Source organism: Pseudoalteromonas sp. CO325X, assembly GCF_004208955.1.
Lineage (GTDB): Bacteria > Pseudomonadota > Gammaproteobacteria > Enterobacterales > Alteromonadaceae > Pseudoalteromonas > Pseudoalteromonas ruthenica.
The window spans coordinates 327,699-349,962 of sequence record NZ_SGPG01000014.1; the positions used below are offsets into that span (position 1 = coordinate 327,699).

Annotated in this window: 22 protein-coding genes; 6 read left to right on the top strand and 16 right to left on the bottom strand. The window is 46.4% G+C overall.

Annotated features, from left to right (window positions below; genetic code table 11):
- Positions 1 to 82 precede the first annotated feature (82 nt).
- Positions 83 to 955, top strand: coding sequence for a LysR family transcriptional regulator (locus EXT46_RS06840; RefSeq protein ID WP_130146185.1), 873 nt, complete (start codon positions 83 to 85; stop codon positions 953 to 955).
- A gap of 144 nt (positions 956 to 1,099) precedes the next feature.
- Here the strand turns inward: EXT46_RS06840 and EXT46_RS06845 are convergent, their stop codons facing one another.
- Together EXT46_RS06845 and EXT46_RS06850 are read right to left on the bottom strand one after the other, a co-directional pair.
- Positions 1,100 to 1,354, bottom strand: a complete 255-nt coding sequence (locus EXT46_RS06845) for a hypothetical protein (protein ID WP_052698265.1) — start codon at positions 1,352 to 1,354, stop codon at positions 1,100 to 1,102.
- Between the two features lie 275 nt (positions 1,355 to 1,629).
- Positions 1,630 to 1,872, bottom strand: coding sequence for a DUF2306 domain-containing protein (locus EXT46_RS06850; protein ID WP_130146187.1), 243 nt, complete (start codon positions 1,870 to 1,872; stop codon positions 1,630 to 1,632).
- A 473-nt stretch (positions 1,873 to 2,345) separates the two neighbouring features.
- On the opposite strand from EXT46_RS06850, the gene EXT46_RS06855 reads away from it, so the two are divergent.
- Positions 2,346 to 2,831, top strand: a complete 486-nt coding sequence (locus tag EXT46_RS06855; protein WP_130146189.1) for a hypothetical protein — start codon at positions 2,346 to 2,348, stop codon at positions 2,829 to 2,831.
- Positions 2,832 to 3,232: 401 nt separating this feature from the next.
- Here the strand turns inward: EXT46_RS06855 and EXT46_RS06865 are convergent, their stop codons facing one another.
- The 3 genes from EXT46_RS06865 to EXT46_RS06875 all read right to left on the bottom strand — a co-directional run bounded on the left by EXT46_RS06865 (position 3,233) and on the right by EXT46_RS06875 (position 4,454).
- Complete coding sequence (locus EXT46_RS06865) at positions 3,233 to 3,610, bottom strand: hypothetical protein (protein WP_053909517.1); 378 nt, start codon at positions 3,608 to 3,610, stop codon at positions 3,233 to 3,235.
- Positions 3,610 to 3,918, bottom strand: coding sequence for a hypothetical protein (locus EXT46_RS06870; protein WP_130146191.1), 309 nt, complete (start codon positions 3,916 to 3,918; stop codon positions 3,610 to 3,612). The genes EXT46_RS06865 and EXT46_RS06870 overlap by 1 nt, the downstream gene beginning before the upstream one ends.
- 245 nt (positions 3,919 to 4,163) lie before the next feature.
- The gene (locus EXT46_RS06875) at positions 4,164 to 4,454 is read right to left on the bottom strand and encodes a hypothetical protein (RefSeq protein WP_130146193.1); all 291 of its coding nucleotides are present in this window, start codon (positions 4,452 to 4,454) and stop codon (positions 4,164 to 4,166) included.
- Between the two features lie 412 nt (positions 4,455 to 4,866).
- Here EXT46_RS06875 and EXT46_RS18855 point away from each other — a divergent pair, with 412 nt between their 5' ends.
- On the top strand, positions 4,867 to 5,457 hold the full coding sequence (locus EXT46_RS18855) for a hypothetical protein (protein ID WP_165381074.1): 591 nt from the start codon (positions 4,867 to 4,869) through the stop codon (positions 5,455 to 5,457).
- 483 nt (positions 5,458 to 5,940) lie between these two features.
- On the opposite strand, the gene EXT46_RS06885 is transcribed toward EXT46_RS18855, so the two are convergent.
- The 10 genes from EXT46_RS06885 to EXT46_RS06930 form a co-directional block, all read right to left on the bottom strand.
- A complete protein-coding gene (locus EXT46_RS06885; RefSeq protein ID WP_130146195.1) occupies positions 5,941 to 6,513 on the bottom strand; it encodes a hypothetical protein in 573 nt (190 codons plus the stop codon).
- A 289-nt stretch (positions 6,514 to 6,802) separates the two neighbouring features.
- Positions 6,803 to 7,102 carry a hypothetical protein gene (locus tag EXT46_RS06890; RefSeq protein WP_130146197.1) on the bottom strand — a complete coding sequence of 100 codons (300 nt, stop codon included), beginning with the start codon at positions 7,100 to 7,102 and terminating at the stop codon, positions 6,803 to 6,805.
- A gap of 314 nt (positions 7,103 to 7,416) precedes the next feature.
- Positions 7,417 to 8,376, bottom strand: a complete 960-nt coding sequence (locus EXT46_RS06895) for a hypothetical protein (protein WP_130146199.1) — start codon at positions 8,374 to 8,376, stop codon at positions 7,417 to 7,419.
- Between the two features lie 405 nt (positions 8,377 to 8,781).
- The gene (locus EXT46_RS06900) at positions 8,782 to 9,270 is read right to left on the bottom strand and encodes a hypothetical protein (RefSeq protein ID WP_130146201.1); all 489 of its coding nucleotides are present in this window, start codon (positions 9,268 to 9,270) and stop codon (positions 8,782 to 8,784) included.
- A 434-nt stretch (positions 9,271 to 9,704) separates the two neighbouring features.
- Entirely contained in the window at positions 9,705 to 9,971 is a 267-nt protein-coding gene (locus EXT46_RS06905) for a hypothetical protein (RefSeq protein WP_130146203.1), read from the bottom strand.
- A gap of 349 nt (positions 9,972 to 10,320) precedes the next feature.
- A complete protein-coding gene (locus EXT46_RS06910; protein WP_130146205.1) occupies positions 10,321 to 10,704 on the bottom strand; it encodes a hypothetical protein in 384 nt (127 codons plus the stop codon).
- A gap of 183 nt (positions 10,705 to 10,887) precedes the next feature.
- On the bottom strand, positions 10,888 to 13,098 hold the full coding sequence (katG, locus tag EXT46_RS06915; protein WP_130146207.1) for a catalase/peroxidase HPI: 2,211 nt from the start codon (positions 13,096 to 13,098) through the stop codon (positions 10,888 to 10,890).
- A gap of 184 nt (positions 13,099 to 13,282) precedes the next feature.
- Complete coding sequence (locus tag EXT46_RS06920; protein ID WP_130146209.1) at positions 13,283 to 14,848, bottom strand: sugar porter family MFS transporter; 1,566 nt, start codon at positions 14,846 to 14,848, stop codon at positions 13,283 to 13,285.
- Entirely contained in the window at positions 14,845 to 15,849 is a 1,005-nt protein-coding gene (locus tag EXT46_RS06925; protein ID WP_022944808.1) for a LacI family DNA-binding transcriptional regulator, read from the bottom strand. The genes EXT46_RS06920 and EXT46_RS06925 overlap by 4 nt, the downstream gene beginning before the upstream one ends.
- Positions 15,850 to 15,900: 51 nt before the next feature.
- Positions 15,901 to 17,235: a GH1 family beta-glucosidase gene (locus EXT46_RS06930; protein ID WP_130146211.1), complete on the bottom strand. Its 1,335-nt coding sequence runs from the start codon at positions 17,233 to 17,235 to the stop codon at positions 15,901 to 15,903.
- 153 nt (positions 17,236 to 17,388) lie between these two features.
- Here EXT46_RS06930 and EXT46_RS06935 point away from each other — a divergent pair, with 153 nt between their 5' ends.
- Together EXT46_RS06935 and EXT46_RS06940 are read left to right on the top strand one after the other, a co-directional pair.
- Positions 17,389 to 18,630 (top strand): sugar MFS transporter, encoded by a 1,242-nt coding sequence (locus EXT46_RS06935; RefSeq protein ID WP_022944806.1) that lies wholly within the window; start codon positions 17,389 to 17,391, stop codon positions 18,628 to 18,630.
- Positions 18,631 to 18,632: 2 nt separating this feature from the next.
- The gene (locus EXT46_RS06940) at positions 18,633 to 21,185 is read left to right on the top strand and encodes an exo 1,3/1,4-beta-D-glucan glucohydrolase (protein ID WP_130146213.1); all 2,553 of its coding nucleotides are present in this window, start codon (positions 18,633 to 18,635) and stop codon (positions 21,183 to 21,185) included.
- Positions 21,186 to 21,227: 42 nt separating this feature from the next.
- Here EXT46_RS06940 and EXT46_RS06945 read toward each other — a convergent pair whose 3' ends face one another.
- The gene (locus EXT46_RS06945) at positions 21,228 to 21,779 is read right to left on the bottom strand and encodes an isoprenylcysteine carboxylmethyltransferase family protein (protein ID WP_239408144.1); all 552 of its coding nucleotides are present in this window, start codon (positions 21,777 to 21,779) and stop codon (positions 21,228 to 21,230) included.
- A gap of 279 nt (positions 21,780 to 22,058) precedes the next feature.
- Here EXT46_RS06945 and EXT46_RS06950 point away from each other — a divergent pair, with 279 nt between their 5' ends.
- Complete coding sequence (locus EXT46_RS06950; protein WP_022944803.1) at positions 22,059 to 22,250, top strand: DUF3185 family protein; 192 nt, start codon at positions 22,059 to 22,061, stop codon at positions 22,248 to 22,250.
- The last annotated feature ends 14 nt before the right edge of the window (positions 22,251 to 22,264 follow it).

A 22,264-nucleotide genomic window follows, 5' to 3' on the forward strand; every position in this document is an offset into this window, starting at 1 on the left:
CGTGCGCTATACCCTAGTTTAAACACAAGTGTATAGTTGGTTTATAAATTGCTTCTTCTCTATTTTACTCAAAAAAATACTTATGCAGACACCCATTAGAGGACTTCGCGCATTCTGTTTCGCAGCTCGCTGCTTGAGCTTCAAACAAGCGGCTGAGCAACTCTACCTCACCCCTTCGGCTGTCAGTCACCAAATTAAACAACTCGAGCAGCAGCTTGGCTTCGCACTTTTTCAGCGCCGTACCCGGGCAATAATACTGACCAACGAAGGTAAAAACTTCTTCGATGCCATAGAGCCTATTATCACTGATCTTGAGCAGACCATTCGCACCTTTAGTCACAAAGATAATAACGTCACCATTAGCATTGCCTTGCCAGAGTTTTTCGCCAGCGAGCTATTGATGCCAGTGCTCAGTGAATGGACTTCACAGCATCCCGATGTCAATTTAGAGGTCGACACTTTGCGCACCCGCACACAAAAAGTGCGCAGCACCGATTTATCAATTGTTCTCTCGCATGACACTCCGGTCAGTGGCATTGCCACTGAATTATTTGCGTTGGAATATATTCCCGCTTGTAACCGCACTACCTACGAGCAGTGGCAACATAATAGCGAGCAGGCATTAAGTGAGCTGCCACTAATCGTCCATCAGTCGCGACCTTGGTCTTGGCATCAATGGGCTGAATACCATTATGCAGGGGATTTCGCGCCCAAGCAGATCATTCAACTTGATAGTATGTTTGGGGTCGCCCGCGCAGCGCAGCAAGGAATGGGGGTGGCGTTAATCCCCATGCCGATTAGCCGCACTTGGTTTAATGAAGGATTACTATGGCCATTGGTCAACAAGCCCTTATGGACCAAGGATAAATACTATTTAGTTGAACATGAAGTGGCTGAACCTGACTCATCCCTGGCTGATTTTACCCAGTGGGTGATCAATACCTATAAACAGTAACGCGATAAGTCCTCTGGTATCGACAACCAAAGTGGCGTGTTATATCAATAAGTGAGCAGCTAACACTGTTAAGCCATCGCTTAAAAAAACGGGTGCATATTGTGTCAGCAAGCTCGCCTAAAACTTCAATTTATCTTGATAAGATTAAACAACAGCATGGCCTATGGTGATATTGATGGTATTTCCAGCAAAGGCCCACACGCCCAACAGGTAGCCGAAGTGATACATGTTGCCATTGTTATTCGTTTCGTAGATGCTGACACCATCTTTAAATAAACTGACAATGAAAAACACAGGCATTAATAAACCATGCCACAGCCCAGATAAAAATCCGGCTTGCGAGGCATCCTCTGCTTTGTATTTTGATTGAAATCCTGGCATTGATAGCGCATAACTCATCGTTTACATCTTCCTTATTATTGTTGTTATCTCAAAGCCGCTCTTACATTAAAAGCAACAACCTTTCGCTTTGTCCTGATATTATTACTTTTACCAAACCTGAGTGATGCTTCCAACGACAGAGTTGTTACAAACTTTGTAAGTGTGTCTGTGCTGTACACAAGATGAGATTGATGCCTTGGATAGGTCAATTAGGGTTGAGAATTTTTGATTTTATCTGGGCGCAGGATGGCGATTGAATAGCCAATCCGCTATGAGAAGATTGGGGACCCAGCTTAACCAGTAAACCCAACGATAGACACTAAACCACCAAACGCAGTTTGTGCCAATGCCAAGCCAGCGAGCCCACCTAGCAGCACACCGACTAGTAGATAAACACGGCCAAACCAACGGTGCAGCTGCGGGTAACGCGAACGCAGAGTAGACAAAAATTGCCACGGTCCCAGCGCTAAAGCCGTTAGCGAGCCAAACACATGCACATAAATAGCCAGTTGATGTTGGTTAAACACCACTTGCATATCAGGGTGCACCAACGAGCCGAGAGGCTAAAAGCTGTAAGCGTATAACGCATAACCAGCTACACCTAATGAACAAAGTAACAACGTCCACCAGCTTAAAGTTTTCACGGTTGTATCTGCCTCAATTGCAAAAAGTCAGCGCTTAACAGATACCGCGTCAAGCTAGGGTCAAAGCATAGTCCTTAATTTAGGTAAAAACCACCATGCTGATAATTGCTATTTTCAACATTTTTAGCAGGCAATAAAGTCCAGACGCGACCATCTAGACAACGGCGATAACCTAGTCAGGGGCTAATTAGTTGATTGTATTTATATTATTAGCTTCGCATAGAACTCCAGCTGCACAATGAACTCGCGGATTCATCTATAGATAAATTTTTTTCATTTAACGGTGCGATTTATATCGTTTGTAGAGTAAAAGCTTTAAACCTACAGTTAATACCGAAGCAAACACACAACCCGAGGATAGCACCGTGAAAACGCTCAAATTAGCTCTAGCCATTACGACAGCCACATTTTTAACTAGCAGTTACGCCGCTGACTACAAATTAGCAGTCATCGATGACAATGACACATCAAAAGCAGTACTTGCAGGGCAATACGACCAGGTAATTAACTTAGGTAATGTCAATGAGTTAGATCAGCAAGCTGCATTCGAGAGGTCGGTGAACCAGTGTGCTGCGCACATCCAAGTAGGTAAGGCAGACGAAGCGCTTTCAATGTGTAGCCTCGCGATTGAACTGATCAGTGAGATAGATGTAAATGCCAATAAGCGTCGCGAGCTTACTGCTTACGCCTATGGCAACCGTGGCATCGCCCACTCTTTGAAAAACGAATACCAGGCCGCGCTGGACGATTTCAGCGCCGCATATAAAACAAAGCGCAATACCATTACCCGTGCAAATCTAAAAACGGCGCAATCAAGCCTCAAGCAATTGCAAGGCCATGTAGCACCGTAAGACCCTTCTCATAGTGTGTTGTTCCTGCTCAAAGGAACCCCCAAAAGCGTCCATCTGGGCGCTTTTTATATTATCAGCCCCGCTCTAAATACTAGGGTCTGTTGATCTTTGCTGTTCTATTTTTGTTCTGTTTGAGCGTGCTTTTATCGCGGCGCTCGATGTGTGGCCTAGTAATCTAAGCGAATATCGAGCAACAATGAGAAAAGTGCGCTCAAAAAAACCGTTCGGCAGCGCTTGATTGGCTTTTCTACTGTGTTATCGGCTGGCTCACATAGAATAACTATGCCATGCAGCCTCTGCCTTGTATAAAACCCAATCAAACTGCTGCAAAAACGAACTTGAAAGATCAACAGACCCTAATAATACTCGCGGACAACTTCACGCAAACCATAGCGTGTAGCCTACCCACTTTTACGGCTGCGCGGTGCGCCGAGCACAATAGCCAGCTGACATAAGCACACACTGAGAAACGCGCTGACCCCGAGGGCGCCGCCATAACCGTGTAAATGCGGCACCAAGTAATGAAATAGCAATGCAAACAACACGGCCGCACTGGTTAAGGTGTAGTAGCCAAAGCGCGCCGGGGTACTCATACCCACGAAGGTGCCGCCAAAGAAAACCACTGAATACAGCTCTGCATGGTTGCTCATCAATGAAAACAGCGCATACGCAATAAGAGACAACAAACTAGAGGCACGTAGCGCGTTGAAGTAACGCAGCTTGGAAAGAAAATAGGTGGCAAACGCAGCAGTCACCGCAATAACAATAGTGAGCACCATTAACCTATCCCTCCTTGCACCAACATAAATAGCGCCACACTGACAAAGGCCACGCTTCCAAGTTTACCGCCGAAGCCAGTAAAAAGATTCATCGTCAACGCGTACAACGTTGTGCCAATAAAGGCGATAACGGCTAGTTGCCAGTAACCCGAAATGAGCTCAGCTGAACACATACCCGCAAAGCTCCCAGCATACACAGCGGCATTAGGGTGGCCTGCAAAGCGTTTTGGAAAGGGAATAACGGAGCCTATTAACCCAGTTGCAGCGGCAGCGGGAACGAGCGGCACAGCCCAATAGCTATGTAACATAAAGCAGCTTAAACAGCCCGATAGAAAAGCAAGGTACTTAACAACAAAAAACAACCACAGCGCCCTTGGATAAAATAAGGTGGGGTATTATGCCACAGCTTAATGTTTACCTCGACATCAGCTCAGTGAGCGAGCCCCCACCGCACGGGAGAGCAGCGATGAGCAAGCACTAGTGTACTTTCTGCCCTTGTTGGTATTGATTGAGCCCGGTGAGCGCATTATACAAACCCGCCGTCATGGTTAGATCATGGGGGGGTGTCTGTAAACTCTTCTAATTGCAAAATTAAATCAACAGAGCGATTGCGAGCAATGGTGTTGGTAAAGCCGCTATACACACTTTTCATTTCCCCCGCCTCATTGCCGATGTTGAGGTATAAAAAGCTCGGGGTGGTTATTCCAGAAATCACATATTGTTCGGCTCGCTGAGCCGTGGCTCTCGTTGACCACCACAGCGCCGGACTAAAAGCGAGATGAGCTTGAAACAACGTTGGCCGTGAATGAAACGCATGGATCACAAACAGCCCTGCAATAGACATTGCTTGCGCTACATTATTTAAAGTGAAAGGAAGTCGCATTTTCACATTATTAACGGATGAGCCAGGCAGTCTTTACAACATTTACTATCAACCGTTCTTAAATGGACTTAAGTTAATTTTTTACTTAATTCGAGCTAGCTACTAGTTAAGCACTATTTATTATCTTATTATTAAAAATTAAAGCCGCTTAACTAGAGGTAAAAACCTTGAACTAAGCAATATCCCTTCATTTTTTATGTCTTTCGAAAGTTTACACAGGTAATTACTGTCTTTATGTCTCATATTTAAACAACCAAAGTACAGTAAAAAATCTATAGCGAGGGGGTATTATGTAAACACCTAAAGAAAAAGGCGAGTCGCTATCCGATAGTATACTTACTATTACTACACCATTAATCCAGGCTAATTTGTAATGTCAGAAAAGTTTAACAAAATATACAGTGTCAGCGCTGTTCCTGATGAGTTTCTATTACTCAACGAAACCGGGTTCGAGCAAACAATTCAATTGTCCGAGGGTCAGTTGTTATTGTTTGATGGCACTAGTATGGAAGTTAACTGGAGAACTTTGGGCGTTGAATGGTTGACAGAACCTAGTATTGCCAATCAAAATTTAGCAAAACCTGATATAGCCAGCTTGGGAACTTCAACTTTTGTTATTTCACCTGAATTCTCACATTTATTCTTAAGTGGTTTTGGTAAAAATGTTGAGTTACTAAAGTGCAATTTACAGGGTGAACAGTGGTTTGCATTTAATGTATTAGGCTTTGAAGAAGCTCTTAACGAAGAGCATAGCGTTCGTAATATCAAAAATGGAAAGCCCAGTAGAATAAGAAGGTTCAAAAAAATGGCATTGACAAAAAACGCTATTGAAAACCCTGAACTATTTAGAGTACGTGGAGCAGGGCTTAGGTATTTCACAACAAATTCGATAAATAGCCTATACACCATTGTAAAAGAGCATGGCATAAAAGGAATATCATTTAATGAGATTAAAGTCATATAGCATTAATGGAGTAATGGTCTCAGGTCCTGCATCGTGCAAGGTGTTAGCTGTCAACGTCCGCTACTGGCATTTTTGAGAAGTAAACGAGCGAAGTTAAAAGTGCATAAGTCTCAAACGAGCGAAAAGCAGTCAGTCATCCCTCCACCGAAATCATGGTGTATACATCCATGATCGTTTAGTTTCTCCAGTGGTCAGGAAAACTATCCTATCGCTCTTTTTTGTTGGGTCACTGTATTAGTAACCTATCGCATTATCCACAGTGGTAAGCCCTACAAGAATTTGTTATCAATAGATAAAGGACAAAAACGAGAAATATTGTTGTAGAAAAACTGGCCTTTCCCCTGAATTAGTGTCAATAATTCAAGAGAAAGGTCACAATGACTCAAATGGGCAATAACCGGACAGTTAGAATTGTAATAGATTTGCCCCCATTGTCGTTTTACATAGGGGTTATTGAGCGCAATCAACTTTCTGGCAATGTGCTTAATGCACCCTTATAAAAGTCACCCCTGTAAGGTTGTTATTTTCCACTGCATTAAAAAACAATTCATTGCAATACACAAAATTTCCACCTTCAAGCTTTGATTTGTAAAGGTTTTTATTTCTTGTATCACTTTTATCAAATACAAGAGATTTTAAACCATCTTCAAAGCCATCCAAGTAAGCTCTTTCTGTCAGGCTTAAATCTTCCTTAGCGAAAGTGAGTAGATTGAATAGCATCATTTCACCTCGATCTGTATTAACTTTTATAAACTCGCCGAAGTCAACCATTAAGTTTTTTAAAACAGAGTACGCCGACATTTTAAGTAATATATACGTGCCTACAATATTTAAATCAAAATCATCGTTTGATTCAGGATTGAATATGAAACTCAAATTATTGCCATCCCATAAGGAAGAAAAAGATTGGTTTTCATAAGGTAGCCTTTGCAACTTAATTAACAATTCATTGACACTGAGCTTAGATTTTTGAGCCATTTGTTTGGCTAGTATATATGAATCAAAAATCAACGCTGTCTTGCTTTCCTTAGGTAAATCTAATCGATAGGATTTCATAGTCCCTCCCATAACTGCTTAGTTGAAAAATAGAGCTAGGTATCGTTCCTACCTTAATATGCTTGTTTAATGTCGCGAAGATTTGTTATAAATTGTGCTTTACTATATCCCTTTTCTGCACCAAAATTATTACTGTTCCATGCTTCATGATTTTCCAATGAAATTTTCTATGAGCAGAGGCATTTTGAGAAACCCAATCGATATTTTCATTACTTCAAAATTAATTAATACGTTCCGCTAAAAGAGTCAGCAATACCTAAGCCGGCTAAGAGCATATTTAATCTGACTGCTAACATACTTGTCTGAAGATAGCACCCTTTACCAGCGATAATATTGTGAGCCTCATGAGCAATAGTTGGTTGAGAAAAAATTTAGCCATAGGGCGATGAGGCTCTTGTAATAACTGTTCTACATCTAATTTTTCATTATCACTTCTGTACTGCTGTAAATAACTTTGATCAACCGCTGCAAACTCTATATTTCCTTTTTCACGTTGAAGGTGATTATAATCTTGATTTAGCCTTTCTTTAACCGTTCTGAGCCGTCGGATTTTAATGACCGTCATAATAAGGTTTTGCTTTAAATCCATAATTATAAATAGCAAGCTTAAGAGGTGATGGATCAGAAGGTTGGCTAGGTTGAGGGTAATCGCATGTTGTCTCTTAATATCTTAGAGTGTGAAAACTAGACGTTTGGCAAGCAAAGGTCAAAATACTACTGTTAGCAGCTAACAAGCGACTATCGTCACACCATCTACTTGTTGCACAGAAGGTATTATATTTTCGACCTTACATGTTCTTGTCCAGAAATGAGGTGGTTGAACGACCGAATTGGCACCCAGCTGACCTTCAGGCCAGCCAGTGTGCCAATATAAACTTTAATCTTCTGGGTCACTACGCATAGCTACGGGCAGTCATTACTCAGGCCTTGCGTAATGGCTTTGCTATAACTGGCAGCTGTGGGAATGGCACCATCACAGGCGCTTTTATTGCTGAGTACAGCGTCATACTTCCATATAAAGCCACCGGCAAGACCCTGCTCAATCACTGCCGCGAAGGATTGGCAGAACGCGCCAGGACACAGCTCTGGGTTGGAGTCACTGGCCCCTTTTACCGCCAAACCTGCGACCAGATAAGCGCCGCCCTGCCCTTCACCAACAACGGCCGAAAGCGCATCTAGCCAAGGTTGTAAGCGCTCGAGATTACTGCGGCCACCGGAATAACATTGTAGATTCCACCAACTAACGCGGTAGCCCTTATCCCACAAGGTTTGCATATACCCCTGCCACAACGAGGGTTGTTGATAAGGACAAAAGGTAACCTGATAACCTAGATCAAACAGGATTTCGGCAAACTCAGTAATGGTGTTTGCTTTCACCATCTCTTCATTATCGAAATCAACGCCATCAATTAGGCACTCGCCATCGACCGTAAAGGCCTCTCGCAATGTTTTAAAGTTGGCTTTAATTTGCTCGCGCATGCCATTTTCCAACATATACTCAATAGCTTGAAAATCGCATACTCCCCAACCACCGATAGAAATAAAGATTTTTTCTACCTTAGAGCCATGTTGTTTTAGCTGCGCCAACTTACTAGGCCAAGCGGCTATGTCAGCGTCGTTATTGGGGTTAAAGGTGTCGCCATCGGTGATGCGGATATTGCCATCATTGAAGACCAACTCCCCCCAGGATTGGCCGGGCACGGCTTGGCAGTTACTGTTATTTAAATCACCCGCGCGGCCAATATGCATGGCCCAGAGAATAAGCGTGGTAAAACCACTTTGCTGCGCGTCGCCAATGCATTCGTTGGTGATCCCTGGGCCAAAATCACCACTGCAATAGGCGGCAAGATTAATCGTACTCATAATAAACACTCCTTTTGGTTAGGGTGAGGTAGCCACCATGGCATGTGCTCTCTTACTGTCGCCATGATGCTACTGTGTCATTACTATGAGGCTAGCTTTGCGGCGCGAGTGGCGCTGTGAGGTGTTAGCAGCTGTAACAAAGAAGGAATAACTTTTTGCAGTAGCTAACCGCTAATGATTGCGTTCTTGATTAGGTGCGGTGCTGGCAAGACGAGCTGCGTCATATTAATAGGTCTTAAATTGATCTGCCAGATCTGATTTTTTTTAAGTTGAATCAAATCTGCCAAGGGATAACCGATTTGTACCATTTACTGATGATCGCAATGCCCGCCACAACGGCTAAAATTGAACGCCAATGAGTTTAGTCCACAACTCCGAACTGGCTGCTGGCGCTTATTAAGCTCTTTAAATCACGGCAATGATACCATCAAGAACCTCTATAATGTCATCATAACTCTCATGGTTTTCAGGGTTTCCTTTTGAGCACTCGAGGAAAATGCTTTTTATAAAAGCAAAAAAGCCAGATAGATCAGCCTTGTCATCGGAGGACTTTTCCTGCATGTACCAGCCAAGTCCACCGTCAGCAATGATTGGCATCATACCCTTAACTGAGAGCTCATCGTTCTTAAATATCTCTGTTCTAATTGCCTCATCGACAGCCCAAACAAAGTAATTTGTCTGGATTACAACACTTAAGGTTGAGCCAAATTTGTCAATGGAGTCGTTGATTTTTTGAAGTACAACTTCCTTATCCTTGAGAGATAAAAGGTGTTGAGACCCACTACAAACATTGCCGACTATGATCGCGGCCGATATCATTTTACATTGCGATGACTCCATCGCTTTAACAATGTTATCAACAACTTGCTCAATTGAACTTTCTTGAACGTTCATATTTATTCCTTACAGAACGTAGAAACAATTTTTTTAAAAGGGCTTAAACCACTTACAGCTTTTCAAGTGTTGTACCTGATTCATTGAAAGAGGTAGGCCAGTTAGACCAGAAACAACAGCCACTAATCCTCTCAGCGGGATGTCTCCAAGTTCGTGCAACCAGGTCAAAGTACATCCTCAGCAACTTTTCAACAGATTAGGGAGGGCCAAGGGCCATTTGTGCAAAGTAGAGGGGCGCGCATTTTCACGTGGACTTCAACAACTACACGTATCAAGCCTTCCTTGTTGTACAAAGACTCCCTCCTCTCATACAGCGCCCTAGAAGGGCTGATAATGATTGGCTTACATGTAAATAGGGTAAAACCAGCCAACTGAATTCTATTTTCTATTATTCACTATTGAATAGCTTCTAATATGAGTCTAAATCCAAAACGCTATAAAAGTGCTGCTATAAATAAGACCACAAAAAACAAAATTACACAAATTGCCAGAATATTTCCGATGATTACCAATGGCTGCGGCAATTTTGTAAATGAACCACCTGACAGAAAATACCTTTTTGGATTAGAATTGATCAACTCAACCAATTCATCTTTTTTTTGTTTATCAAGTTGAGAGAAAAATTTATTAACTTTTCGCGAATGACGAACCGCTTTTATTAAGATAAAACCAACGAAAATTACAATTACGACTTCAATCATACTCAAGGTCCATTTAACATGTTTAAGAGACCACATCGCGCACTTTTATTATATCACAATGCTGCTCGTGTTTGCCCTTTAACCATTGATAGCAAATTCTTTTGGGGCTTACCAGCGTGGATAATGTAGCTGGTTGCTTAAAGTAGTGATCCGATAAAAAGGAGCGATTGGGTCGTATTCATAAATATGTAAGCGCATTATGTCGAAAAGAACCTTATTCAAAATATTTGTACGACCGCCTTTCGCTCATAACTGCCAACCAGGTGAGGTCCAAACTTAACCACCGAATTGTAAGATCAGATATGGGCTACTACACTCATTGGAGCAAGCAGCTCGTTAATAGGGAACGTTAAGGCTTTACAGGGGTTAGGGTAACACCGCTACTGTCTATTTCTGCCAAGTATGCGTTTATCCACTTGTTATCTGCATGCAAAGGAATGATGTCTTTTTCGTCTTTGTAGCCTGCGTATTTAGCACTGGAAAACACACTAATGCTCCAATCGTCTTGCCAACTCATTTCATCGAAGCACTGATCTAGGGCTAAGTTCGACAATGACTCGACTGTAAATTGGGTATTAGACACAACAAAAAAACGATGATTGGTTGGATCAGTTCTAACAACCTCAAAACCTAGAGTTTGCTGTACGCAATTTTGTACCGTCTCCGTTGAGTTCGCAGCACAACTCACTTGGCTGAACAATAAAGTCAGCGTAAAAAGATATTTATTCGCCAAACTGTTCAAAACTCCATCTCCTTGGTTGCTGTTCAAAAACACCTTGAATATTCGAAAAATAATCTTCTTTCTTTTCTTGCTGCACCGTACTCAACACTTAGTTCGCTGGTGTGCTTCCGACATAATATAGGGAAACATAAAAAAGGCCACTCAACAGTGGCCTTGGTGGGTAACATCACAATTTTATTTTAGGTCAAAGCGATCCGCTGTCATCACCTTGGTCCAAGCGGCCACAAAGTCTTCAACAAACTTTTTCTCGGCATCTTTAGACGCATACACTTCAGCGATGGCACGTAGCTCTGAGTTAGAGCCGAAGATCAAATCAACCGGTGTCGCCGTCCACTTTAACTCGCCGCTTTGGCGGTCGTGGCCTTGGTAGATACCTTGCTGTTTATCTGACTTGCTCCATTTCGTTGACATATCCAGCAAGTTGACGAAAAAGTCATTGCTTAATGTGCCAGGTTGGTCAGTAAACACGCCATGATCCATGCCTTTATAGTTGGCATCCAAGGTACGCATACCGCCCAGTAGCGCCGTCATTTCCGGCACACTCAAGTTCAACAGATTAGCGCGCTCAACGAGCATGCCGGTAGGCGATTTCCAACCACTGTCGTAGTAGTTACGGAACGCATCAGCGGTTGGCTCAAGTACCGCAAACGACTCAACGTCAGTGTACTCTGGCGAAGCATCCATACGTCCTGGTTTAAACGGCACCGTAATGTCATGGCCCGCGTCTTTGGCTGCTTTTTCAATGGCCGCAGCGCCCCCTAAGACGATAAGGTCCGCTAATGAAACCTGTTTGTCGCCGCCTTGGCGATTAAAGTCTTGCTGAATGTCGCCCAGTACCTTTAATACTTTAGCCACTTCTTCAGGGTTGTTCACCGGCCAATCTTTCTGCGGCGCTAAACGTAGGCGTGCACCATTAGCTCCGCCGCGCATATCGCTGCCACGGAAGCTAGACGCTGATGCCCATGCCACTCGAACAAGCTCTGGCACGGTCAATCCTGAATCTAGGATCTGTTCTTTGAGTGTACTGATGTCTTGCTCAGTGACCAGCTCATGGTCAACCTCTGGAATATAATCTTGCCAGATTAAGATTTCCTCAGGAACTTCGTCGCCCAGGTAACGAGCACGCGGACCTAAGTCACGGTGATTTAGCTTAAACCAAGCTTTTGCGAATGCCAGCTCGTATTGATCTGGATTGGCGCGAAAACGCTCAGCAATTTTGCGAAACTCAGGGTCTTTTTTCAGCGCGATGTCGGTAGTAAACATAATCGGCGCATGGCGTTTACCTTTAACATGGGCATCTGGCACTAAGTTCTTCGCCGACTCATTGGTCGGGATCCACTGTGTGGCACCGGCCGGGCTCTTGGTTTGCTTCCACTCGAAATTAAATAAGTTATCGAGGTAGTTCATGCTCCACTGCGTCGGGGTCACTGTCCACGCACCCTCAAGGCCACTGGTGATAGTGTCTTCAGCGTTACCTTTGCCACATTTGTTTTTCCAACCAAAACCTTGGTCTTCTAACTCAGCCGCTGCTGGCTCTGCGCCCACGCAATCAGGTTTTTTCGCACCGTGAGCTTTACCAAAGGTGTGACCACCGGCAATAAGCGCCACAATTTCCTCATCGTTCATCGCCATACGACCAAAGGACATGCGAATATCGCGCGCTGCGAGCAAGGGATCGGGTTTGCCATGCGGACCTTCAGGGTTGACATAAATCAGCCCCATTTCAACAGCAGCAAGTGGGCCTTTGAGCTTACCTTTTTTGTCACGGCGCTCGTCGGTCAGCATTTTGCCCTCTGGGCCCCAGTAAACCATATCTGGCTCCCAGTCATCTTCACGACCACCGGCATAACCAAAGGTTTTAAAGCCCATATCTTCTAGGGCAACATTTCCGGTCAGGGCCATTAAATCAGCCCAAGAGATATTGCGACCGTATTTTTGTTTAATCGGCCACAATAAGCGACGCGCTTTATCCAAGTTGGCGTTATCTGGCCAGCTGTTAAGTGGGTCAAAGCGCTGCTGCCCGCCACCTGCGCCACCGCGACCATCAAATACACGATAGGTTCCAGCTGCGTGCCAGGCCATACGAATGAAAAAAGGTCCATAGTGACCATAATCTGCTGGCCACCAATCTTGCGAGTCTGTTAGTACCGCACGAATGTCGGCTTTAACGGCATCAAGGTCGAGGCTTTCAAAGCCCTTAGCGTAGTCAAATTCTTCACCATAAGGGTGTGACTCCACGCCATGAGCTCGAAGGGGGCTTAAATCAAGCTGCTCAGGCCACCAAAACTGGTTTGATTTCGGCTCGCTGGCATAAGCCTGCATAGATACGACTGATGACACTGCCATGGCAATGGCAGTCGCCAAAGGAATTGCTTTGTTGCGCATAATCTTCGCTCCTAATGGGAGGGTTGTTAATCGAGGGTAAATATAGACCAGTTTTCCAATCTATTGGAGCGAGAAAAACAGATTAGATTAATCGATAATTTTGATAAGGGTTTTGTTCCAAATTGCTCTACACTAACGCGGCTTTGAATTTTACCACGCGGGTGTAGGTGGTGGCGTCGTACACTTAGCTGCGCAAGCTCAGCTCTAACTGCTCTAACGACTTGCCCTTGGTCTCTGGTAGATAACGCCATACCAGCGCTAATGCAATCAATGCAAAAATACCGTAAATGGCAAAAGTCGCCGCTGCCCCGAATTGGCTAAGCTCCCAGGGGAACACAAGCTGCACCGCAAAACTCACTGCGTTATTCACTACAGTGACCGCAGATATGGCAATCGCCCGCACAGTATTCGGGAAAATCTCCGCAAACATCACCCACATCACCGGCCCAAGAGATAACGCAAATGACGCCACAAAGAGGGTGATCCCCAACAGTACCAAGGTGGCATTCATGGTGATCGCTTCACTGAGGATCACACTTTCATGTTTGCGCGCATCTTGGACGCCTAAATGCTGAGTCAATGCCGCTTTAAAGGTAACATCATCGCTGTAAATATGAGCCCGCATAGGACTTAACTGACTGACCACAGTGGCCGGTAGTTGCTGTTGTAGTGCACGCAGCTTGGTATCGTCAATATGGTAGCTGGCTTGTTTGAAACCCCAACTACACAAGGCCATGCTGACGATAATGCCGCCCAACCCCAAGAGCAGTAGAGGACGTCGGCCAAAACGGTCGATGCACAGCATGGCAACCACCGTAAACACAACATTCACTAAGCCTATCCAGAGTGCTTGGGCAAAGGCCGCATTGGTGCCGACGCCACTTTGCTCAAAAATAGTGGGGGCATAAAAGAAAATAACATTGATGCCGGTGATCTGCTGAGCCACAGCCACCAGCAGGCCAATCAATAACACAAAACGCACACGCCGCCCGGCTAACAAACGAATACGTTGCGATAGCGGCGCTACTTTATGCTGCAATGAGGCTCGCATACTGCGTAGTTGCTCATCAATACGTTGCCCACTGAACAGGCGAGCGGCAACGCTTTGCGCTTCTTCATGCTGTTGACGCATCAGTAGCCACCGTGGGCTACGGGGAATAAAAAACAACAACAGCAACCAGCACAGTGCTGGGGCGATTTCCAGCCCGAGCATCCAGCGCCACAAATGCTCATTAATAGCCAGGCTTTGCGCCCAGCCAACCTCGGATTGAGCTAAGTTCAGTAAATAGTAATTGGTAAAATAAGAAACCGAAAAGCCCAACACGATATTCAATTGATTGATCGACACCAGCTTACCGCGATGCTCGGGCAGGCTAATTTCAGCAATATACATGGGCGCAACCATCAATGAGCAAAATGCCATGCCGCCAATAAAGCGCGCCGCAATCAGCATCCAATAACTTTGTGCAAAGGCCGAAGCCAGCGCCGACACTAAATACAATGCGGCAATTACAATCAAGGTTTTGCGCCGACCGATGGCATCACTAATGGCACCGGCAAAGCAAGTGGCTAATAGCCCGCCAAGCGTTGGCGAGCTCACAACGAACCCTTGCTCCCAACTACTTAAGTGGAAATCGTCAACAATAAAGCCAACCGCACCGGAGATCACCGACGCGTCGAAGCCGAAGATAAAGCCTCCCAAAGAAACAACAAGCGTATAAAATAACGCCGGAGGCAGGGTTTTGATCATGGTGCACTCACCAATGAGTCGCGGGCAACCAAAGAAGGCGCAAACAGATTACGAGGCTCGGCGACCCCCCGCTGCTGGTACACATGTGCCAAGACCCAGTGCGCGGCCGCCTCACCCATCAGCCGAATGGGGTTGTCTATAGTGGTTAATTTTGGATACAAGTAACGGGCAAACAACACGTTATCGAAACCAATAATCGACAGTTGCTCGGGGATCGCGATACCAAGCTCACGGGCTGCGGTCATCGCCCCAGAGGCCATCTCATCATTGGCGCAAATCAATGCACTGAATTTATGCTTTGCTCTGTAGAGCTGTTCCAGCCCTTGTGCGCCCTCCGCTTCGTGATAGCCGCCCTCAACTAATAGCGCATCGTTAAATGCAATATTGGCCTCAGCCAAAGCACGCTGATGCCCCGCCAAGCGCTCTTTAGCGTCGCCTTTGAATAATGGCCCGCTAATATAAGCAATATCCTTATGTCCGGCATCCAATGCCGCTTTGGTAGCCAGGTAACCGCCCAGTTCATTGTCGGTGTAAAAGCAACGCTCGCTAATAGCATCAATTTTGCGGTTAATAAGAATAATTTGTGCATCACCTTTAGCAAGCTCGAGCAAATACTCATCACTGACCGCTTCGGCATGTAAAATGAGGGCGTCACAGCGACGGTCGAGTAAAAATTCAATGGCCTGTTTTTCTTTTTCTTCATCACTGTGGCCGGCGGTGATCACCACATGCTTGCCTGCTTTTCGCAACACATTCTCAACCGTACTCATCATATCGCCGAAGAACGAACCATGCAGCGCTGACACCAATAAGCCAACGCTGTTGCTGCAATTAGAAGCCAGCGACTGGGCAATGGCGTTGGGTTTGTAGCCCAATTCGGTCATGGCTTTAAGCACTTTATCCCGGGTGCGTTCACTGACCCGGACATTGCCGTTCATCACTCTGGAGACGGTGGCCAAAGACACGCCCGCTGCTTTTGAAACTTCGTAAATGGTTGCCATGTTTATTCTTTTAGATTGTCCTTTGAGGCCTAAAGCTAATATAAAGCGCGCTTAGAGTCTATTCTCAAGCAAGCCTTTATATGCCAGCGCACTGTCTTTCAAGGTGCGTTGCTGCGTGTGATAATCCACATGAACAATACCGAAGCGTTTACTGTAACCAAGCGCCCATTCAAAGTTGTCCATTAACGACCATGCAAAGTAACCACGAATATTGACACCTTGTTCAATGGCATTGTGCACCGCGTTAAGGTGGCTATTAAAGTAATCGATACGTGGCTTATCATAAATGGCGCCATCAACTATCTGGTCATCGAAGGCGGCACCATTTTCGGTAATATACAGTGGCGGCAATGAAAAACGTTGGTGTAAATCTACCAGTAATTTCTCAAATGCCTCTGGAACCACTTCCCAGCCCATGGCGGTTAATGGCGTTTTCGTGGGTTCACACTGAGCGAACCAACCTTTGCCATCACTGGCAAACACCGCACGAGTGTAATAGTTGATACCAATAAAATCGTTTTTAGCGCTGATAATAGCCATGTCATCGGCGCCAATTTCAGGGCGCACATCTTCAGGCAAGAGTGCCAGCACGTCAGGGTAACGGCCTTCAAGCAGCGGTTGTAAGTACCATAAATTATGATATTGGTCAGCCAATTGCGCCGCATGTGTATCGGCAGCGCTGCTACTTGCGCCGTAGGCAGTAGAAAAGTTCAGCACAATACCGCACTCACTGCTTGGGACCGTGCGTCTAAGTACCTGCATGGCTAAGCCATGAGCAAGCAGCAGGTGGTGCGCCGCTTGGCGACCCCAGCGCTGACCCTTTTTGCCGGGCGCATGAATGCCTACCTCGTAACCAAGATACGCAGAGCAAAACGGTTCATTTAACGTTGCGTAAGAATAAACCTGCTCACCGAGCGCTTGAGAAATAACATCGGCATACTCAGCAAAGGCATAAGCCGTTTGCCGGTTGAGCCACCCACCTTGGTCCTCTAAATACTGTGGCAGATCCCAGTGGTATAAGGTGACAAAGACTTTGATGCCGTGCGCCGTGAGTGCCGCCACTAAATTCTGATAAAAACGGATCCCCTCTTGGTTGGGCTGCCCGTGCTCATCCATTACTCTGCCCCAAGCAATTGAGAGCCGATACGCATCGACGCCAAGATTGGCTATGAGCTCGACATCTTGTTGCCAACGGGCGATATGTTCACAGGCGACATCGCCATGACTGCCGTCAACGATGGCACCCGGCTGACGACAAAAGGTATCCCAAATACAAGGTAAGCGCGCTGCTCTTGCCCCCTCTATTTGAAACGAGGACGTCGCGACGCCGTAAATAAAGTCGCGTTGCAACATCTTGGATTCGGTAGGCAAGGTCAATTTAGGCATCTGTGTTACTCAGTCCGTTTGCAACCCTTTTGGGTTTTTATTTGAATTCATGCGCGCTTTCTGTAATTATCAAATAAAAATGTAAGCGCTTTCATAACTAAATGTAAGCGCTTTCCTTAAAAAGATCAATAGGAGAACACCGTGGCCCTATCCATGCAGCAAGAATCTGCGCAGGCGCAGCCATCGAGCAGCGGCGGCAATTACCGTTTTGCGCTGGTTGCACTGACCTCACTGTTTTTTATGTGGGGGTTCATTACCTGCCTCAACGATATTTTGATCCCTTACCTCAAAGGGGCATTCGAGCTTAATTACACCCAAGCGATGCTGGTGCAGTTTTGCTTTTTTAGCGCCTATTTTATCGTCTCGCTTCCCGCCGGGAACTTAGTGGGGCGCATCGGCTATCAAAAAGGCATTGTCTTAGGCCTGGCTGTTGCCTGCGTTGGCTGTTTGTTGTTTTACCCGGCAGCAAGCAGTGGCGTTTATGCCCTATTTTTAATTGCGCTGTTCGTATTGGCTGCTGGTGTCACGGTGTTACAGGTGGCGGCCAACCCCTATGTCAGCGCGTTAGGGCCGCAAGAGACTGCGCCGGCAAGACTGACCATGACCCAAGCGTTCAACTCATTGGGCACCACAGTGGCGCCGTTTTTTGGCTCAATCCTTATCTTTACAGAAGGCGCTGAAGTCATAAAAGGAGACGCTTCAGCAACGCAGGTCCCTTATCTTATGCTCGCCGGCGCACTGCTGTTACTAGCAGGTATTTTTGCCAAATTGACGCTGCCCAAGCTAAGCGGCCAAACAGTGGGGGTCGATGCCGTATCCGGGTCAGCATGGCGTCATCGTAACCTGACCTTAGGCGCACTTGGCATCTTTGTTTATGTCGGCGCTGAAGTGGCCATTGGCAGTACCTTAGTGAACTTTTTTAACCAGGAAAACATCGCCAATATGCATGAAGCACAAGCGGCGAAATACATTGCCTATTATTGGGGCGGTGCCATGGTAGGACGCTTCATCGGCGCCTTAGTGATGCAAAAAATCTCCGGTCGCACAGTTCTTGCTTTTAACGCCGTCAGTGCTTTTGCCTTGGTGCTCATATCAGTGTTTTTCGATGGCTACTTGGCAATGTGGGCCATTCTTGCCGTTGGTTTATGCAATTCAGTGATGTTCCCCACTATTTTCAGTTTGGCCCTCAATGGGCTGGGCAAGCATACTGCACAAGGCTCGGGTATTTTGTGTCTGGCCATTGTCGGTGGCGCCATTATTCCGTTGCTGCAAGGCATGCTTGCTGATGGGATTGGGCTACAATGGTCATTCCTGTTGCCAGCGCTATGTTATGTGTACATTGCCTACTATGGTCTCAAGGGCGCGACTCCCGCCGTTATCGAATCAGGAAAATAACAATGACAGGTAAAATAAAATATCTAGCCGTCAGCGTGGCGGCATTGGTACTCGGTGCTTGCTCTGAGCAACCACACACTAGTGGCTCAGTCGCTACAGCTACCAATAGCGACGCTATTTGGCCGAAAAGCGAAAGTACCGTGGCTGAACATCACGATGTGGAAGCGCAAGTTGAAAAGATTTTGGCGGGTATGACGCTGGAGCAAAAAATCGCGCAGATGATCCAACCAGAGATCCGCGACATCAGCGTTGAAGACATGCGTCGCTACGGGTTTGGCTCTTACCTCAATGGAGGCGGCGCCTTCCCTAATAACGACAAGCACGCCAAGGTCAGTGATTGGGTTGCGCTCGCTGAAAAAATGTATCAAGCCTCTGTCGATGACTCGCTTGATGGCAGCACCATACCGACGATGTGGGGAACCGATGCAGTACATGGTCACAATAATGTGATTGGTGCGACCTTGTTCCCGCATAACATTGGTCTTGGCGCCGCTAATAACCCTGAACTTATAGAAAAGATTGCCCGTATCACCGCCAAAGAGGTGCTGGCAACGGGTATCGATTGGGTCTTTGCGCCAACGGTAGCGGCAGTGCGGGATGATCGCTGGGGCCGCACCTATGAAGGTTACTCGGAAGACCCTGAAATAATTCGTGACTACGCCCATGCGATTGTCACTGGCTTACAAGGCAAACCGGGCGAGGGCTTTTTGGGTGAAGGCCAAGTGATCAGCACAGTAAAGCACTTTGTTGGCGATGGCGGCACCGTTAACGGCGACGACCAAGGTGATAACATCAGCTCTGAAGAGCAGCTCTTTAACATTCATGCTGGCGGCTATGTTGGCGGTTTGAACGCCGGGGCGCAATCGGTGATGGCCTCTTTTAATAGTTGGCATGGCGAAAAAATCCATGGCAGTAAGTATCTGCTTACTGAAGTACTAAAAGAAAAGATGGGCTTTGATGGCTTTGTTGTCGGAGACTGGAATGGTCACGGCCAAGTAGAGGGTTGTAGTAACGATAGCTGTGCTCAGTCAATCAATGCCGGACTGGATATCTTTATGGTGCCCGGTGATTGGAAAGCATTGTACAACAACACCTTAGCGCAGGTAAAAAGCGGCGAAATTTCCACCAGCCGTATCAATGATGCGGTGCGTCGCATCCTTCGGGTAAAGCTGCGGGCCGGATTATTTTCCAAGCCTAGCCCAGCTCAACGCCAATACGCCAATAACACCGATTTGATTGGCCAGCAAGCGCACCGCGAAGTAGCGCGTCAGGCGGTACGGGAATCACTGGTGTTACTAAAGAACAAAGGCCAGTTGCTGCCGCTCAAAAGACAACAGCGGGTGCTCGTTGCTGGCGACGCTGCCGACAATATCGGTAAGCAGTCTGGAGGGTGGACCATCACTTGGCAGGGCACAAACAACGAGAATAAAGACTTTCCAGGCGGCTCGTCTATTTGGGATGGAATCCAAGCCCAAGTTACGCAAGGTGGTGGGCAGGCCGTGCTCAGTGTTGATGGTAGCTACCAACAAAAGCCTGATGTGGCCATTGTGGTATTTGGCGAAGACCCCTATGCCGAAGGTCATGGCGACCGTGCAACACTGGAGTACCAGAGCGGCGATAAGCGCGATCTAGCCCTGCTTAAACGCCTCAAACAACAAGGCATTGCCGTCGTGTCAGTGTTTATCAGTGGCCGACCTATGTGGGTCAACCCCGAGCTCAACGCCTCTGATGCTTTCGTAGCGGCTTGGTTGCCGGGCTCAGAAGGCCAAGCGGTGGCCGATGTGCTGTTTCGCGATGCTCAAGACCAGGTGCAATACGATTTTAGCGGTCGGTTAAGCTACTCCTGGCCAAAAACCCCCACACAGATTGTTAATCGCGGTGATAGCGATTATCAGCCCTTGCTACCTTATGGTTTTGGCCTCAGCTATGGCGATGACAATGTCTTAAGCGATGAGCTTAATGAGCAAGTTCGCACCGAGGGCGCACAACAGCACGATGTCGCCCTATTTACTGGTACCGTGCAAAAACCGTGGCAGATGGCGCTTTATTCTGGCGAACAAGTGTTCCCTGTGAGTGCCAATACTCACACCTTGGGGGCACTGAGCTATCGCACTATTGATAAACAAGTGCAAGAAGATGCCCGCAAGCTAAGCTTTGATGGCAGCGCTCGCGCAGGCATGCGCCTAGCCAGCGAAAGCTACTTCCGCGAAGACTTACAAGCCAAGCTAGGCAGCGAGGCGGTGTTGAGCATGCAGGTCAGGGTTGAACAAGCACCCAGTGCTGCGGTGAAGGTGATCATGAATTGTGAGAGCGAAGGCGACACCCCGGGCGCATGCCACAGCGAAGTCGATATCAGTGAGCAACTGCGTACCCTGCCCGCTAATACGTGGCAGGCACTCAGTATTGATAGCCAATGCTTTACAAAGCAAGGGTTTAAACTTGCTCACACCGTAGTGCCGTTTGAGCTTACGACGCAGGGCAAGTTGATAGTCAGCGTTGCCGATATTCGGCTGCAGAAACAAACGGATAAAGGTGCAACCATCAGTTGCCCTTAATCAGCGCTTATAAAAAGAAAGCGGCCTTGAGCCGCTTTCTTTTTATATCCAGCGCCGTACTTGGCGTTGATAAGTTCGGTAACGCTCACCGAATACCGAACATAAATGCGCCTCTTCAGCTTGGGTTTGTCGATACAAAGTGAGCCAACCGACAATAAGACACAACAGTGAGAACGCCGAAGGCAAAGCCATAAAAAAGCCTAGCTGCGCTATGCCAACCCCAACAAACATAGGGTTACGGGAGATGCTATAAACCCCTTGGGTTTGCAGCAGCTGCGGCCCTTGGCGGTCAATACCACTGCGCCAGTGACGATTAAGGTTTAGGTTAATCAGCGCCGCACTAATAAAACCGCCTGTCATCAATGCCGTGCCGATAATAATAACAGTACTGTTTTGATATAGCGGTTGCAAAATTCCAAGATAACTATCCGCTTGCGGCCAAGGCCAGCGGATCAGGCACACTAACCAAATAGTGATGCGAAACACCCGAAAGGCCATGTGATTCCACCAGTCGCCACAATAGGCTTGCCCAGGAAAAATCAACTCTTCGCCATGTTTGCGCTTTAAAAGCACGATGCGCAATGTGTAAAACACAGCCACGCAAGTGAAAAATATCGCTAAATAGCCTCGGGTGAAGGCCTGCAAAGCGTCTAAATTAATACTGAAAATAACGGTCCCTTATCGTAAAAACGACACCCCCCTCAGGCATGGGCGGTGCAAGAATTGAAAAGTGTTAAGATACAAAAAGATAGCACGGTTCATTTAAAACATTAAATACATTGCACATTCATCTGCATTGCATACACTGAATATCAAGTAAGCGAATGCTTGTTCGCTGCAATGAACAATAATCAATAACAATGGAGTTCATTTATGAATGGCAAAATTCTTGGCATTATTTTAATCGTGGTCGGTGTTGCCTTAGTTGCCTGGGGTTATAACGTCTATGATGCAGTAGAGGCTCAGCTAACCCGTACTTTTAGTGGCGACACCCCAATAGAGGCATGGATTGGCATGGTCGGCGGTGCTATCTGCGTGGCTGTGGGTGTTTTTAAACTAAAATAACGCCCAGTGCGGGC